The sequence below is a fragment of the Arsenicitalea aurantiaca genome, assembly GCF_003994485.1.
GTDB classification, from domain to species: domain Bacteria; phylum Pseudomonadota; class Alphaproteobacteria; order Rhizobiales; family Devosiaceae; genus Arsenicitalea; species Arsenicitalea aurantiaca.
Map to the genome: position 1 here is coordinate 340,160 of NZ_RZNJ01000001.1, position 14,328 is coordinate 354,487.

Annotated in this window: 15 protein-coding genes; 6 read left to right on the forward strand and 9 right to left on the reverse strand. The window is 63.5% G+C overall.

What is annotated here, in order from left to right; all coding sequences use genetic code 11:
• Positions 1-118: 118 nt before the first annotated feature.
• Complete coding sequence (locus EMQ25_RS01695) at positions 119-1,147, reverse strand: RluA family pseudouridine synthase (RefSeq protein ID WP_127186821.1); 1,029 nt, start codon at positions 1,145-1,147, stop codon at positions 119-121.
• Between EMQ25_RS01695 and EMQ25_RS01700 the strand changes: the two genes are divergently transcribed.
• A complete protein-coding gene (locus EMQ25_RS01700; protein WP_127186822.1) occupies positions 1,146-1,499 on the forward strand; it encodes a hypothetical protein in 354 nt (117 codons plus the stop codon). The two genes, EMQ25_RS01695 and EMQ25_RS01700, sit on opposite strands and share 2 nt — an antisense overlap.
• Positions 1,500-1,517: 18 nt before the next feature.
• On the opposite strand, the gene EMQ25_RS01705 is transcribed toward EMQ25_RS01700, so the two are convergent.
• Positions 1,518-2,702 (reverse strand): coiled-coil domain-containing protein, encoded by a 1,185-nt coding sequence (locus EMQ25_RS01705; RefSeq protein WP_127186823.1) that lies wholly within the window; start codon positions 2,700-2,702, stop codon positions 1,518-1,520.
• Positions 2,703-2,864: 162 nt separating this feature from the next.
• Entirely contained in the window at positions 2,865-3,437 is a 573-nt protein-coding gene (locus tag EMQ25_RS01710; RefSeq protein WP_244606430.1) for a DUF1134 domain-containing protein, read from the reverse strand.
• Between the two features lie 149 nt (positions 3,438-3,586).
• Between EMQ25_RS01710 and EMQ25_RS01715 the strand changes: the two genes are divergently transcribed.
• The 3 genes from EMQ25_RS01715 (at position 3,587) to EMQ25_RS01725 (ending at position 5,398) form a co-directional block, all read left to right on the forward strand.
• Positions 3,587-4,060: a YHS domain-containing (seleno)protein gene (locus EMQ25_RS01715; protein WP_127186825.1), complete on the forward strand. Its 474-nt coding sequence runs from the start codon at positions 3,587-3,589 to the stop codon at positions 4,058-4,060.
• Positions 4,061-4,144: 84 nt separating this feature from the next.
• Positions 4,145-4,906: a histidine phosphotransferase ChpT gene (chpT, locus tag EMQ25_RS01720; RefSeq protein WP_127186826.1), complete on the forward strand. Its 762-nt coding sequence runs from the start codon at positions 4,145-4,147 to the stop codon at positions 4,904-4,906.
• Between the two features lie 108 nt (positions 4,907-5,014).
• Positions 5,015-5,398, forward strand: coding sequence for a response regulator (locus tag EMQ25_RS01725; protein ID WP_127186827.1), 384 nt, complete (start codon positions 5,015-5,017; stop codon positions 5,396-5,398).
• Between the two features lie 5 nt (positions 5,399-5,403).
• Here EMQ25_RS01725 and EMQ25_RS01730 read toward each other — a convergent pair whose 3' ends face one another.
• Together EMQ25_RS01730 and ctrA are read right to left on the reverse strand one after the other, a co-directional pair.
• Positions 5,404-6,102 (reverse strand): hypothetical protein, encoded by a 699-nt coding sequence (locus tag EMQ25_RS01730; protein WP_148114826.1) that lies wholly within the window; start codon positions 6,100-6,102, stop codon positions 5,404-5,406.
• A 50-nt stretch (positions 6,103-6,152) separates the two neighbouring features.
• Entirely contained in the window at positions 6,153-6,854 is a 702-nt protein-coding gene (gene ctrA, locus EMQ25_RS01735) for a response regulator transcription factor CtrA (protein WP_127186829.1), read from the reverse strand.
• Between the two features lie 391 nt (positions 6,855-7,245).
• Here ctrA and fliI point away from each other — a divergent pair, with 391 nt between their 5' ends.
• Both fliI and fliJ read left to right on the forward strand, forming a co-directional pair.
• Complete coding sequence (gene fliI / locus EMQ25_RS01740) at positions 7,246-8,574, forward strand: flagellar protein export ATPase FliI (protein ID WP_127186830.1); 1,329 nt, start codon at positions 7,246-7,248, stop codon at positions 8,572-8,574.
• Positions 8,575-8,636: 62 nt separating this feature from the next.
• Positions 8,637-9,047, forward strand: a complete 411-nt coding sequence (fliJ, locus tag EMQ25_RS01745) for a flagellar export protein FliJ (RefSeq protein WP_127186831.1) — start codon at positions 8,637-8,639, stop codon at positions 9,045-9,047.
• A gap of 47 nt (positions 9,048-9,094) precedes the next feature.
• On the opposite strand, the gene EMQ25_RS01750 is transcribed toward fliJ, so the two are convergent.
• The 4 genes from EMQ25_RS01750 to flhA form a co-directional block, all read right to left on the reverse strand.
• The gene (locus tag EMQ25_RS01750; RefSeq protein WP_158625915.1) at positions 9,095-9,826 is read right to left on the reverse strand and encodes a PRC-barrel domain-containing protein; all 732 of its coding nucleotides are present in this window, start codon (positions 9,824-9,826) and stop codon (positions 9,095-9,097) included.
• Positions 9,827-10,045: 219 nt separating this feature from the next.
• The gene (locus EMQ25_RS01755; protein WP_127186833.1) at positions 10,046-10,726 is read right to left on the reverse strand and encodes a PRC-barrel domain-containing protein; all 681 of its coding nucleotides are present in this window, start codon (positions 10,724-10,726) and stop codon (positions 10,046-10,048) included.
• Positions 10,727-11,041: 315 nt separating this feature from the next.
• Positions 11,042-12,106: a zinc-binding metallopeptidase family protein gene (locus tag EMQ25_RS01760; protein ID WP_127186834.1), complete on the reverse strand. Its 1,065-nt coding sequence runs from the start codon at positions 12,104-12,106 to the stop codon at positions 11,042-11,044.
• A gap of 81 nt (positions 12,107-12,187) precedes the next feature.
• Entirely contained in the window at positions 12,188-14,308 is a 2,121-nt protein-coding gene (gene flhA, locus EMQ25_RS01765) for a flagellar biosynthesis protein FlhA (protein ID WP_127186835.1), read from the reverse strand.
• Positions 14,309-14,328: the final 20 nt, after the last annotated feature.

The following is a 14,328-nucleotide window of genomic DNA, read 5'->3' on the forward strand; positions in this document are numbered from 1 at the left end:
CCGTCTGCGCGTCCGCATCGCGCCGGTCTACATGCTCTCAACTCAGAGAACCAATGGCGTACGACCATCGCGGTTCCTCACGTCTCGCCAATTTGAACGGCAACGGCAGCCCAGTGGATCACCCGGCGCGGCCCGGAAGCGACCGATCAAACGGCATGAGCGCCTGCTCGAGGCGTTGCAAATCATCCGGCAGATCGGAATAAAACCCCATCTCCTCGCCGGTGATCGGGTGCGCAAAACCGAGCTCTGCTGCATGGAGAGCCTGTCGCCCGAGAGCAGAAACCGCCTCTGCGGCCGCCTCCGGCAGTCGCCTGACCTTGGTCGCAAAGCCCGAGGCGTAAAGCGTATCCCCGACGAGCGGATGGCCGATATGGGCCATGTGCACCCGGATCTGGTGCGTACGGCCGGTTTCCAGTCGGCATTCGAGACGGGTGATGTCCCAGCCCTCGTCTCCGAAGCGGGTTTCTGCCGTATAATGGGTGATCGCCTCCCGGCCGCCCTGCCGCACCGCCTGCTTCAGTCGGCTCTGGGCGTCCCGGCCGAGCGGTGCATCGACGGTGCCGCTGCCCTGCTGGGTGCGTCCCCAAACGAAAGCCGTGTAAGCGCGATGGAGAGGGCCGGTGCGGCCGTGATCGGCAAACTGCGCGGCAAGATCGGCATGGGCGCGTTCGGTCTTGGCGGCCACCATGACCCCCGAAGTGTCCTTGTCGAGCCGATGCACGATGCCCGGGCGTTTCACGCCGCCAATGCCCAGAAGGCTGTCCCCGCAATGATAGAGCAGGGCGTTGACGAGTGTCCCGCTGGGGTTGCCCGGGGCTGGATGGACGACGAGACCCACGGGCTTGTCGATGACGATCACCTGGTCGTCCTCGTACAGGATCGTCAGGGGAATGTCTTCTGGCGCCGGCTCGGCCTCTTCCGGCGGTGGCGCCACAAGCTCGACGATCTCGCCCGTCTTCAGCCGGTAGTTCGGCTCAGCGACCGTTTGTCCATTGATCGAGACGGCGCCGCCAACTATCAAGTCCTTGATGCGGCTGCGGCTGAACGCGCTGACCTGCCGCGCGAGCACCGCGTCGAGCCGGCCTCCGGCGGTTTCGGCATCGACGATCACCTGCCATTCCTCTGTAAAATCGGATACTGACTGCATGAGCGATCCCAAACCTGATGCTGAGCCCGAAGCCGCGCCGCTGTCGCCGGAGGCGCAGGCCCTGATGGCGCGTGCGCGGCGATCCTTTGCGGTCAGCATGGGGGTGTTGCTGTTCGGCTTTATGGCCATAGCGGGCGTGCTTGTCTATCGCGCGTCGCAATCGGAAGGCCCGACGGCAACAGCCTATGCGCTCGGCGCGGTCAGCCTGCCTGCCGGATCGGAAATCCTCTCGGCGGTCGCGGCGGACGGCCAGGTGACGGTCACGTATCGCAACGGGCCCAGCACCAGCATCCGCGTGTTTTCGGGCGAAGACGGCCGCGTTCTGCGCGAAATCGCAATCATCGCCGAATAGCGCGGCGGCGATCGGCGCCTATTTCTGATCCTGCAGATTGCGCAATGCACTGATCCGGTCGGACAATGGGCCTGTTCCTGCGAGGCGCGGCGCCTGATCGTTGGCGGGCAGGGCATAGTCCTGCATGCCCATGCCATCATCGGCGAACCGCTGCACCCGATCGAACAGGCTTTCCTCCGCATCGGCCGGCCCATGGCCTTCCATGGCGTAGACCAGCCGGCTGACGTCGGAGGCAATGTCATTGAGTTTCTCCCGGAGGTGGGATTGCTCGATGCGATCGGTGTCCCAATCGGCCATCACCGTTTCCTCCACGCTCAGAACTTTCTGGCGCAGCGCTTCCACTTCGGCCTCGAGGCCAAGCTTGTCGGCAAGCAGCTGGTCCTGCCGTTCTTCGCTCTCGGCGACGACACGTGTGGTCTCCAGCAGGATGGCGTTGACCCTGTTCTCGGCATCCGCAATGCGCGCCTCGGCGGCCACAAGCTCGGTGCCGACGGCGCTTGTCTCGTCGCTGCGCCGGGCCAGCGTGCGGCGGAGCTCGGCCGATGCTGCAGCGGCGTCAAGGCCGCGCTTGTCGGCGCGCTCCAGCTGGGTGATGAGCCCGCGGATCTGCGTTTCGAGGTGACCGGCACGCCGCCGCTCCTGCTCGAGCGCATCGATGAGTTCTGCGACGTCCTTGTCGTATTCGCCCGAGAGCGCCCTGCCGTCGAAAGCGAAAATCCCCGTCCGCTTCTCCTGCATCTGCATGCGCGCGATCTCGAGCTGCTCCACCTTGTCTGCGAACTCGCGGTCTCGCATGCGCAGGCGCTGCGCAAGGTCGGTGCTCTCCTTTTCGAGCTCCAGCACGCGGCGGCGCAACTCGCCTTCGCGCTCTTCAAGCTCGCGCACGATGGCGAGGTGCTTCTCGCGTTCTTCCTTGATCGCGCCGAGGTCAGTCCGGTTGGTGCTGACGTCGCGGAGCTGTTCTGCAAGCCGGCGCCGCAGCGTTTCGACGTTCTTTTCGAGCCGCCGCGTGGAAAGGGCAAACTCGGCCCGGAGCTGATCCTTGTCGGCTCGGAATTCGGCCATCGTCATGGGGGTCGCCGCTTCGATACGCTTCTTGGTGAGGCGGACGGCGCGCCGCCAGATGGCCGGCATCAGCATCAGCGCCAGAAAGCCTGCAGCCAGCAGGCCGAGCGCGAAATACATGACGTTTTCGATGATCATGGGATGCTCCGGCCTCTGGCTGCGCCAGCAATGGCGCATGGCCGGGTCCGTCCCGGCGCGTGAGGCGGAGTTTAATGGAAACGGCCCGCCGGGTCATCCGCCTTTGCTTGCGGAACACCCGACGGGCCGATCACAAAACGAATCGAGGATGGGTAGAAACCCTTAGAACGGGTTCCAGGTGGGCGTCTGGGTGAAGTTCAGATACCCCACATTGACCCCGAGCCGGGCCCCGACGCCCGAACGGATCGGCACCATGACGACATCGCCATAGCTCATTACCGTCATGCCAAGTCCGCCGACGACATAGGCCGAGCCATCCACCCCCGGATAACGGCCATAGACGTTCGATACGCTGTTGAGGTTGTAGACCAGCATCATGACCTTGGAGCCGTCGCCGCCGATATCGAAGCCGATCGACGGGCCCTGCCAGAAGAGCGGATGCTCACCCTGGTTGCGAGTGTACATGGTGCCTTCGCCATATCTGGCGCCGGCGAAGATCGCGCCGCCTGCTTCATCCCCGAGGATATAGGCGTTGGGCAGGCCGTACTGGCTGACTGCTCGCTCGACGAGCGATGCGAGACCCTGGGCAACCGACCCGAAGAACTCGTGGCCGCGATCGACGATCTCCTGGCTGGAGAAGGTCTCGCTGACCGAGCCGCCCTGGGCGTGGGCCAGTTGTGGCGCGCCGACGAGCCCGAGCAGCAGGATGAGGCTGAGGGCGAAGCGTTTGAGCATTTCGGCACTCCTGAGTTTCATGATCCGCCTGCGGTTGGATTCCATTTACCAAGGGCACACGCTTGCCCGTTAGGCTGAGGCCGTGCACGCCATCGAACTATGCGGACATGACGGCTATGATGGGGCAGAAGCGTAAACAAATCTTAACCATGGCGCGGCTCGCGCTGGTGGTGGTTGCGGCCGCAGCCGCCCTTCCGCTCATGCAGCCTGCGAGCGCCCAGTCGACAGGCGCACGGCTCGTCGTGGATCCGCTGATGGGGGTGGCGCTCGGTGGGTTCGACCCGGTCAGCTATTTCACTGAAGGGGCCCCGCTACCGGGCCGCTCCGAATACGAACACATCTGGCAGGGTGTGCCGCATTATTTTGCCAACGCAGCCAATCGGGATGTGTTCGCCCGCAATCCCGAGATCTACGCGCCGCGGTTCGGCGGGCATTGCGCGATGGCGCTGTCGCGGGGCTATTTTTCCGACGGCAAGCCACAACTGCATGTGATCCATCGCCAGCGGCTCTACCTGTTCCACTCGATCGGCAATCGCTCTGCATTCCTTGCGGCCCCAGACGCAGCGCTAGAGCGGGCAGAAACGAACTGGTCGGGCGAGGCTGCAGGCCCTGCTCCCGACTGAGCCCGAGATTGCCCCGGGGGCGCAGGCAGGTAAAGTGCCGCCCAGTGATTCCCTTTGTCGCCGATCATGTGGAGAACGCCCATAATGGCCGAAATCATCGAGCTCAAAGCCACCGACCTTGCGGCCATGCTCTGCTCCCGGGTCTGCCATGACCTGATCAATCCGGTCGGCGCCATCGGCAACGGGCTCGAAGTGCTTGCCGATCCGACGCAGTCGGCCATGGCCGATGGGGCGCAGGACCTGATTGCCAACTCCGCCAAGCATGCGCGCGCCAAGCTCGAATTCGCGCGGCTTGCCTATGGGGCATCCTCGACCTCGGGCACCGATATCGACACGCGCGAATGCGAGCGCGTGGCGCGTATCCTGTTCGACATCGAAAAAGCCGATCTCGAATGGCAGGTGCCGCTCATCCTCCTGCCCAAGCACAAGGCCAAGCTCTTCATGAACATGCTGCTGATCGGCACGACGGCCGTGCCGCGCGGCGGCATCGTGACGGCGCGGATCGAAGGCGAGGCGGACGCGGAGAGGTTCAGTGTCGTTTGCATCGGGGACCCCGAAAAGCGTCAGAAGACGTTGATGCCATCGGGTGTCGAAGCGCTCCTCGCCGGCAATCCAGAGGAAGGTGTCGATGCGCGCGGCATTCAGCCCTTTTACACGGGGCTGTTGGCGCGCATGACCGATATGGCGATCTCGGTGCGGCTCGAGGACGGCCGTTTCACCTTTACCGCTGAGCCCGGTGCCCAGAAGAGCGCGGCGCCGATCGGAGAAGAACCCGCCCCCAGCGAGGCTCCCGCTGCGGACGGCGTCGTCGAACCTTTTTCCCCGACCGATGAGAAATCGGCCTGATTACCTCTTTGCTAACCATTCTGGGCAAGACTTGCCGTAGCTGGTCGGGTCGAGCCTAGACTGGCGTCTGGGGGTGCCCAACGGGGCGCGGAACGGGGCGGAGCGGCGATGAAATCCTGTCTGATCGTCGATGACTCGACCATCGTGCGCAAGGTCGCCCGACGGATCCTCGAGGATATCGACTATGTGGTCGACGAGGCCGAGGACGGGCAGGAAGCGTTCGAGAAGTGCCGCCAGGAGATGCCGGACGCCATCCTGCTCGATTGGCAGATGCCGATCATGGGCGGGCTGGAGTTTCTCAAACTGTTGCGGGGCTATGTCGGCGGGGAGAAGCCGCGGGTCGTGTTCTGTGTGACCGAGAACGACATCGGGCAGATCGCGCTGGCCCGCAAGGCGGGCGCCGACGCCTACATGATGAAGCCGTTCGATCGTGACCTTCTGGAATCCATGTTCGTTGCCCAGGACGAAGGCGCGGATCTCGTCGCAGGCTGACCGCCTCAGCTCAAGAGGGTCGCGAGCGTCTCGGGGCGATCGATGTGCGCCATGCGCAGGCGCTGCCAGTCGACGATGATCAATGGCTCCGGCGATGGCAGGTGCGACAGCGCTTCGAGTACGACCCTGCTGTCCTGTATATCGTTGAGCCGCAAGCCGGCCGCGCTCAAAACGCCGGATTGGCGATTGACGGCCAGGATGAGCGCTCCGATGCCGGATCCTGGGCCGAAGGCCGTCAGGGCCGGGGCAGGGGTGGTGTTTGCCGAGCTTCCCACGCGCACGCTATCGAAGCGCGGCAGCCGGGCCTCCATGGCGGCAATTGCTGAAATGCCGTCGATACCCAGATCTCCGATCAGGCGAGGCCCTTCGCGTCGCAATTCCGCGTCCTGCCAGCCATGAAGCGCATCTGGCATGGGCGCGTCTCGACCGAGCCTCCGGAGCTCGCCGGCAACGAAGAAAGCGGCGGTTGCGGGCAGAATTTCGATGTCCTCGAGCTCGTCCTCTCCCATGAGGAAGATGCGCTGGCCTGAAGCGTCGGCGCGGCCCCGGCCATCGCCGGCTGCGCGGCCCGTCAGAGAACGCCACCAGTGCCTCAACATGTCCATCCGGTTTCCCTCTGCCCGGCACAGTCCATTCCGATAGAGTTGAGCTGTAAAGATCTGCGCTAACCAGGCTTCGCCGATGTAGCGCAGTTCAGGCTCCAAACGACAAACCCCGCGCCGGGGCGCGGGGTCTTGGCAGGGGCGGAAAGGGCTCAGGCGCTTTCGGAGTATTCGGCCTCGTCGGGCTCGCGCAGCACATAGCCGCGGCCCCAGACGGTCTCGATGTAGTTCTTGCCGCCCGTCGCGACAGAGAGCTTCTTGCGCAGCTTGCAGATGAAGACGTCGATGATCTTGAGTTCGGGCTCGTCCATGCCGCCATAGAGATGATTGAGGAACATCTCCTTGGTCAGCGTCGTGCCCTTGCGGAGCGAAAGCAGCTCCAGCATCTGGTATTCCTTGCCCGTCAGGTGGACACGGGAGCCCGTGACCTCGACGGTCTTGGTATCGAGGTTGACAGTCAGATCGCCGGTGGAGATGACCGACTGGGCGTGGCCCTTGGAGCGGCGCACGATGGCGTGGATGCGGGCGACCAGCTCATCCTTGTGGAAGGGCTTGGTCATATAGTCGTCGGCACCGAAGCCGAGGCCGCGCACCTTGTCCTCGATGCCGGCAAGGCCGGAGAGGATCAGAATGGGCGTCTGAACCTTGGCCACGCGGAGCGTCCGCAGCACTTCATAGCCCGACATGTCGGGCAGATTGAGATCGAGCAGGATGATATCGTAGTCGTAAAGCTTGCCGAGATCGACGCCCTCCTCACCCAGATCGGTGGTGTAGACGTTGAAGCTTTCCGATTTGAGCATCAGCTCGATGCTCTGCGCCGTCGCGCTGTCGTCCTCGATCAAGAGTACACGCATGCCAATCCCCTAAACCGTCTGTCCCTGACTGGAACCGGATGTCGTGCGTCATGCAGACATCCTTTACCGAACCCTACTGGATATGACTCAAACCTAAGCCCAATTAGTTAACAAAGTTTAATTCACTTCCGCAATACGCAATCCGTGGTAATATGAAATATATCTAAGTCGTTGATCTAAAACGATAAATCGGATGAAATTTTCTTAAGATTTTAGTTTAAGAAGGCCTTTCAAGCGACTCTGCGGACTCGCTCAAACGTGGCTACGGAAGGGTGTGATTGTGGCGGCGTGGCGCACTGACGCAGGGGCGGCCCGAGCATCGAGTGTGGCGCTTTTACCTTAACGTTCGGTTACGCTCAACCACCCGCGAATCGAGAGGTGAAGGCTCAGCATGGACGCGCTCATCACCGCCATAGACGGGATCGACGACGTCGAGGCTTTCGGGCGCGTACGGACGGTCCAGGGGTTGCTCATAGAGGTGGTCGGCCCAGTGCGCGAATTGCGCATCGGGGGGCGCGTGCTGGTGGAGGCTCCAGACGAAGCCCCGCTGGTCTGCGAGATCATCGGATTTCGCGACGGGCATGCCCTCTGCCTACCCTTCGGCCCCGTCGCTGGGATCAGGTTGGGCTGTCGAGCCATCTTCCGTCGTGGCGAGGGCGCGGTCCATCCTTCCGAAGCGTGGCTCGGACGAGTGGTCGATGCCATGGGGCAGCCTATCGATGGAAAGGGCCCCATTTCCTCGGGCCCGACAGCCTACCGCCTTCGCCAGAGCCCACTTGCAGCCCATGACCGCGCGGGGGTTGGGGCGCCGCTCGATCTCGGCGTGCGCGCGCTCAACAGCTTCACGACGGTTTGTGATGGCCAGCGCATGGGGATCTTTGCAGGCTCGGGCGTCGGCAAGTCCGTCCTCCTCTCCATGATGGCACGCAACACCGAAGCCGATGTCGCCGTGATCGGGCTGATCGGGGAGCGGGGTCGGGAAGTGCGCGAGTTCATCACCGAGCATCTGGGAGAGGCGGGGATGGAGCGGGTGGTGGTCGTCGTCGCCACCTCAGATGAAGCCGCGCTGATGCGGCGGCAGGCCGCTTACCTTACCCTCACACTTGCCGAATATTTCCGCGACAGCGGCAAGCGGGTTCTCTGCATGATGGACAGCCTCACCCGCTTCGCCCAGGCCCAGCGCGAAATCGGCCTTGCGACCGGCGAGCCGCCGACCGCAAAGGGCTACCCACCAACCGTCTTCACCGAACTGCCGCGGCTGCTCGAGCGCGCTGGCCCCGGCCTTGTTGGTTCAGGTTCCGTTACCGGCTTATTTACCGTTTTAGTCGAAGGTGATGACCATAATGAACCGATCGCTGACGCCGTGCGCGGCATCCTCGATGGGCACATTGTGATGGAGCGAGCCATTGCCGAGCGCGGACGTTATCCCGCGGTCAACGTGCTTCGATCCATCTCTCGCACCATGCCCGGCTGCGTGCCGGTCGAATTTCGGCCCGTATTGGGCAAGGCGCGGGAATTGCTGTCGGTTTTTGCCGACATGGAGGACCTGATCCGGCTGGGGGCATACCGGAAGGGATCGGATCCGAAGGTGGACCGCGCGATTGCGATCAACCCGGCGCTGGAGGCCTTTCTGAGCCAGCAGCGGGAAGAGCGGACTACGCTTGCCGACGGCTATCGGATGCTGGAGGCGATCGTGGACAAGGCAGGCGCGGCCGGCTGAGCCCGAACCCGGCGGGGGTCGTCCGCCGACGGGCGACTTGATGGGGTAAGGAGTACAAGTCGATGAAGTCGCGCAGCGCAAGCCTGATCCGGCTCAAGAAGTTCGAGGTGGACGAGAAGCGCCGCCAGGTTACGCAGATCCAGATGATGATTTCGGATTTCGAGCGCATGGCGAGCGAGCTCGACCAGCAGATCGAGATCGAGCAGCAGAAAACCGGCATCTCCGATGTTGCCCATTTTGCCTATTCCACCTTTGCCAAGGCGGCCATTCAGCGGCGGGACAATCTGCTCGCCTCGGCAAACGACATGCGCGACAAACTCGAGAGCGCGCAGGACGCGCTCGCCGAAGCGGTCGAGGATCTGAAGAAAGTCGAGCTGCTCGACCAGCGCGAAGCGGGGCGCGAGGCGGCAGCCGAAGCCCAGGCCGAGCAGGCCCAGTATGACGAAATCGGCCGGCTGCGCCGGCGGCGCTGAAGACAATAAACGCCCAAAGAGAAAAGGCCCGCCGGAGCGGGCCTTTTTTATTGCGGCTGATACTCGGGAAGCGCCTCGATGGCTTCGCGCGTCGCATCGACGACCATGAAGCTGTTACCATTGGCATCAAGTTCCAGCCTCAGTTGCCCATATGGCACCGCAACCGAGCGGGTGCCGATCCCGAGGAAACCGCCGACATCCACGATCACATCCTGAACCGTGCCGACATCGGAGACCAGTACATCGCTGATCATGCCGACGACCTGATTATTGGTGCTGTAGAGCGTCGCCCCACGCAACTGGTCGGCGGCGATCGAGCCGTCGTCATTGGGATTAGCGGTCTCTACCGCGGGCGCGTCGGGCATGGCGGTTTCGTCGATGGGAACGGGCCCGTCGGTTTCGCGGGACTGGCCGGGCTCTGCCAGCGTTTCCGTCCAGACGAATTCGGGCGCGTCCTGAAGCTGCTCAGCGGTCGTGGGATAGACCCAGCGCCAGGACCCGTCATGTGCCACCTGGTATTGCAGGTTTCGGTATTCGATTGCGATGTTGCGCGCGCCTATGCCCAGGAAGCCGCCGATTTCGACGACCACGGCGGCAATCGAGGCATCGGGCGTGACGATGATCTCGTTGATCGAGCCGATGTTCTCGCCGGTTTCCTCGACAGAGGTGTAGACGGGCTGGCCGAGAATTTCGGTGACCCGCCGATCTTCCGTGGAATAGGTGTAGCCGCTCTGGACCTGCAGCGGTGGGCGAAGACCGGCGCGTTCGAGTTCGCTCATCGGCTCATTCGACAGGGGCGATGATGGCGCCTGTGTCCCAAAGCCGTCAGCAGGCGGCGGCACGTCCAGTCCGCCCTGGGCGAAGCTGGGTGCGGTGAGCATCGTAGTAATGGTAAGGGAGAGGAATAGCGACCTGATCACGGGAGCCTCCGGAGATTATGTAAGAAAAAAGGCTGGCCACAGGGGCCAGCCTTCCAGAAAGTCTCGGTCTGGCGCCGATTACATCGCCGGGGCAGCCGGAGCGGCCGGGGCCATCGGATCGGCAGCAGGAGCCATCGGGTCTGCGGCAGGAGCCATGCCGGCATCCGCATCGTCGCGCCAGATGAACTCAGGCGCAGCTTCGAGGGCTTCCGAAGTGGTCGGGAAGACCCAGCGGCCGGTGCCGTCAGCGGCAACGGTCCACTCGAGCTGGGCGAAGTCGGCTGCAACCCACTTCTCGCCAATGCCGAGGAATCCGCCGACACCGATGACCACGGCAGTGATCTGGCCGGTCTCGTTCAGCACGATGTCGCTGACGTTACCGATGTTTTCCGCATCGTCGGCGGCCGACGAGTAGATCGACTGACCAATGATGTCAGATGCAAGGTGATCGGTGGGCTGGGCCGTATAGCCCTGCGCCAGGTCAAAGCCCATCACGCCAGCAGTTGCACCATCCATGGGCTCAGCCGTCATGTCGGTAGCAGGGGCTGCCGGGGTGGCCGGTGCGGCATCGACCGGAGCTGCTTCATCGGCGGGAGCCATCTCATCGGCCGGCTCCATCTCGTTGGCGGGAGCCATCTCGTTGGCCGGCGCCATTTCGGTCGCAGGAGCGGTTTCGTTGGCGGGGGGCGTGACCTGTGCAACCGCACCGGTCGCAAGAAGTGCTGCCATGGCGGTGGTGGTCAGAAGCGTGCGGAACATGGTTGTCTCCAATTTTTCTCGTTGACGTTCTTGGCTCCACGCGAGGCATCGTTATCGATGTGACGCGGCGCGGCTCCGTATGCCCAATCAACGACAAACTTGCGCAGTCGTTCCGTCATAAAGGCCGCTTTGCGGTCATCGCTTACCGATTGTCTGGTGGGCAGCGCACAAAGAAAAAGACCGGCCCGATTGTCTCGGGTCCGGTCTTTCCGCCTCCCAGCGGTTTGTCGGTGGAGCGCTCGGCTCCATGGCGCTCACCTTATCCAATCATCGCCGGCTCCGCGCCTTGAGCCGGCCATAAGGGTTAAGCACCAGTTAGCGCCCTGCCGGGTGGCGGGCGATCAGCCCGTGGATGTAGCCGAGCTTCTCGATGACCTGTGGTGTGAGCACGAAAGGATACGCATCCGGCTGTCCGATGGCCCGGTTCAGGTTGTTGAGGAGAGACGCAAGCGGGATCCATTGATCGATCAGGTCGCTGATGTCCCCGCGGGTATAAGGATCGAAGTCGATCGCTGCGGTCAGTTCGTGCCGCTGATCAATCCCGGGCCGCACGCGAAGGCCGTAGGCCGATGCCATTTCCACCGTGTCGACGATGTGCAGGTAATGAGCCCAGGTTTCGGCGAAATCCTCCCAGGGATGCGCGGTCGCGTAGCTCGAAATATAGCCCGATTGCCAGTCGGCCGGTGCGCCCTCCGCATAATGGCGCTGCAGGGCGGCTCCATAGTCGGCGCTTTCATCCCCGAACATCGCGCGGAAGCCAGCCTGCTCGGGCCCGCTGCCGATCAGAATGTCCCAATAGTGGTGTCCCACCTCATGGCGGAAATGTCCAAGCAGCGTGCGATAGGGCTCGTTGAGCTGGGTTCGCCTGTATTCGCGTTCGGCATCGTCGGCTTCTTTCAGGGCAATCGTGATGACGCCGTTGTCATGCCCGGTCATGACAGGGTTCGGTGCCACGTCCTCGGCCAGAAAGCGGAAGCTGAGGCCATGCTCAGGGTTCTCGTTACGCGTTTCGAGCGGCAGGTTGAGCCGCAGGAGCGAATAGAAAAGGCGCTTCTTGGCGCGCTCGATGGTCTGCCAGCGCGAGAGATTTTCGGCGTCGTCGAGGGGCGGGACGGTCTCATTGTGACGGCAGGCCCGGCAGAAGGGATCTCCGCCCGGGTTATAGGGCAGAAGCCAGTTGCAGGCGCCGTGCGCGGAATTGGCGCAAAACACGTAGGCGGCCCCGTCAGCCGCAGGCGCATTGAGCACACCATCGGTTTCCACGAGGGAGAGCAGGCGATTGCTGTCCGGCTCATAGCCGAGCGTGCGGCCGCAGTGCTCGCAGGCCACGTTCTCGAAATAGAGCGCGTGTCCGCAATTGTCGCAACGAAAGAGCTTCATGGTGTTCCCGCCTCAGGCGCCGACGCGACGCGGCACACAATGCGCGGCCATCTCACCTCGTTCCACGCCGTGCGCGCCGTTTCAGATGCTGCCGATTGTCTTGAGCCGGATACGGGGATGCACCTCGTTCTGGCTCATCACGACAGTCTGGGGCCGGAAGCGCTCGACGATGGCGCGGACATGGGGGCGGATCGAGGGGGAGGTGATGAGCACGGGCAGTTCGCCCATCTGTGCCGCATTCTCGAAGCCCTGCTGCACCGCGCCGATGAATTGCTGCAGGCGGGACGGTGCCATCGCAAGATGCCTGTTGTCGCCATCGCCCACCATGGCTTCTGCGAAATCCCGCTCCCACTGGTGACTGAGGGTGAGGAGCGGCAGATTACCGTCCGGGCCGAGATTGGCCGCGCAGAGCTGGCGGGCGAGACGGGTACGCACGTGCTCGGCGATGGCCTGCGCGGTTCGCCCGGGTCCCGCGATCTCGGCGATCCCCTCGAGAATGGTTGGCAGGTCGCGGATCGAGACGCGCTCGGACAGCAGCGCCTGCAGGACCCGTTGTATGCCCGACACCGAGATCTGGCCCGGAACGATGTCGTCGACCAGCTTCTGCTGCTCCTTGGTGAGCCCGCCCAGAAGTGACTGCACGTTGGCGTAGCTAAGGAGGTCCGCGACATTGCCCTTCAGCACTTCGGTCAGATGGGTCGAGATCACCGTCGAAGGGTCGATGATCGAGAGGCCGCGAAGCTCGGCTTCGTCGCGCAGGGCAGGTTCGATCCACGTGGCCGGGAGCCCGAAAGTGGGTTCGGTCGTATGATGGCCGGGCAGGGTGATGTCGCGCCCCATCGGATCCATCACCATCAGCTGGTTCGCAAAGATCTGCCCGTGGCCGGCCTCCACTTCCTTGATGCGGATCTTGTAGTCGTTGGGCTCGAGCTGCATGTTGTCGAGGATGCGCACCGGCGGCATGATGAAGCCGAGTTCGGTGGCGAGCTGGCGACGCAGGGCCTTGATCTGCTCGGTCAGGCGATCATTGCCGTGCTCGTCCTCCTTGACCATGGAAAGCAGCCCGTAGCCGAGCTCGAGCTTGAGTTCGTCGATCTTGAGGCTCTCGCTGATCGGAGCCTCCTCGCGCCCGGTGGGCGGTGCGGGCTGGGTCGCGGCGGCTTCGGCGGCGGCGACCATCGCCTTGCCGGCTTTGGCGCGCATCGAAGTATAGGCGAGCACCGACAGTCCGATGGCCAGCGCCATGAACGGCACGAGCGGCATGCCGGGCAGAAGGCCGAGCGTGCCGACGACGGCCGCGCTCATGCCGAGGGCCTTGGGATAGTTGGTGAACTGCTCGCCGAGCGCCTTGTCGGCGCTGCCGGTGACGCCCGCCTTCGACACGAGCAGGCCTGCCGCGGTCGAGACGATGAGGGCCGGGATCTGGCTCACGAGGCCGTCGCCGACTGTCAGCAGGGTGTAGTTGTTTGCTGCCTCGCCGAAGGAAAGGCCTTCCTGCATGGTGCCGATGATGATCCCGGCGACCACGTTGATGAAGGTGATCAGAATGCCCGCGATCGCGTCGCCGCGGACGAATTTGCTGGCGCCGTCCATGTTGCCGAAGAAGGCGCTTTCGGCCTCAAGCGTTTCGCGGCGGGTCTTGGCGGTGGTTTCGTCGATGAGCCCGGCGGAGAGGTCCGCATCGATCGCCATCTGCTTTCCAGGCATGGCGTCGAGGTTGAAACGTGCGGCGACTTCGGCGATGCGGCCCGAACCCTTGGTGATGACGACGAAGTTGACGATCACGAGGATGATGAACACCACCGCCCCGATCACGAAGCTGCCGCCCATGATGAAGCTGCCGAAGGCCTCGATGACGTGACCGGCTGCCGCCGTGCCGTTGTGGCCATCCGAGAGGATGAGACGGGTCGAGGCAAGGTTCAGGGCGAGCCGGATCATCGTGGCGATGAGCAGCACGGTGGGGAAGCTCGAGAACTCGAGCGGCGTGCGGATGAACAGCGCCGTCATCATGATCATCACCGAGAAGACGATCGATACGGCAAGGAACATGTCCAGCAGCATTGGCGGCATGGGCAGGATCAGCACGACGATGATCGTCATGATGCCGATCGCAAGCGCGATGTCGCCCGAGCGCAGCGTCTGCGAGACGGTGGCGAAGCTCGGCAGGGTGAAGCCCGGGCGGCCGCTGGGCACGTCAGTCATGGTCAGAGGCCCGTCTGGTC

Excerpts from the sequence above, each read along its gene's own strand:
- EMQ25_RS01700 (WP_127186822.1), top strand. The coding sequence starts at position 1,146 with ATGAGCGATCCCAAACCTGATGCTGAGCCCGAAGCCGCGCCGCTGTCG.
- EMQ25_RS01695 (WP_127186821.1), bottom strand. The coding sequence starts at position 1,147 with ATGCAGTCAGTATCCGATTTTACAGAGGAATGGCAGGTGATCGTCGAT.
- EMQ25_RS01705 (WP_127186823.1), bottom strand. The coding sequence starts at position 2,702 with ATGATCATCGAAAACGTCATGTATTTCGCGCTCGGCCTGCTGGCTGCA.
- EMQ25_RS01710 (WP_244606430.1), bottom strand. The coding sequence starts at position 3,437 with ATGCTCAAACGCTTCGCCCTCAGCCTCATCCTGCTGCTCGGGCTCGTC.
- EMQ25_RS01715 (WP_127186825.1), top strand. The coding sequence starts at position 3,587 with ATGGCGCGGCTCGCGCTGGTGGTGGTTGCGGCCGCAGCCGCCCTTCCG.
- chpT (WP_127186826.1), top strand. The coding sequence starts at position 4,145 with ATGGCCGAAATCATCGAGCTCAAAGCCACCGACCTTGCGGCCATGCTC.
- EMQ25_RS01725 (WP_127186827.1), top strand. The coding sequence starts at position 5,015 with ATGAAATCCTGTCTGATCGTCGATGACTCGACCATCGTGCGCAAGGTC.
- ctrA (WP_127186829.1), bottom strand. The coding sequence starts at position 6,854 with ATGCGTGTACTCTTGATCGAGGACGACAGCGCGACGGCGCAGAGCATC.
- fliI (WP_127186830.1), top strand. The coding sequence starts at position 7,246 with ATGGACGCGCTCATCACCGCCATAGACGGGATCGACGACGTCGAGGCT.
- fliJ (WP_127186831.1), top strand. The coding sequence starts at position 8,637 with ATGAAGTCGCGCAGCGCAAGCCTGATCCGGCTCAAGAAGTTCGAGGTG.
- EMQ25_RS01750 (WP_158625915.1), bottom strand. The coding sequence starts at position 9,826 with ATGAGCGAACTCGAACGCGCCGGTCTTCGCCCACCGCTGCAGGTCCAG.
- EMQ25_RS01755 (WP_127186833.1), bottom strand. The coding sequence starts at position 10,726 with ATGTTCCGCACGCTTCTGACCACCACCGCCATGGCAGCACTTCTTGCG.
- EMQ25_RS01760 (WP_127186834.1), bottom strand. The coding sequence starts at position 12,106 with ATGAAGCTCTTTCGTTGCGACAATTGCGGACACGCGCTCTATTTCGAG.
- flhA (WP_127186835.1), bottom strand. The coding sequence starts at position 14,308 with ATGACTGACGTGCCCAGCGGCCGCCCGGGCTTCACCCTGCCGAGCTTC.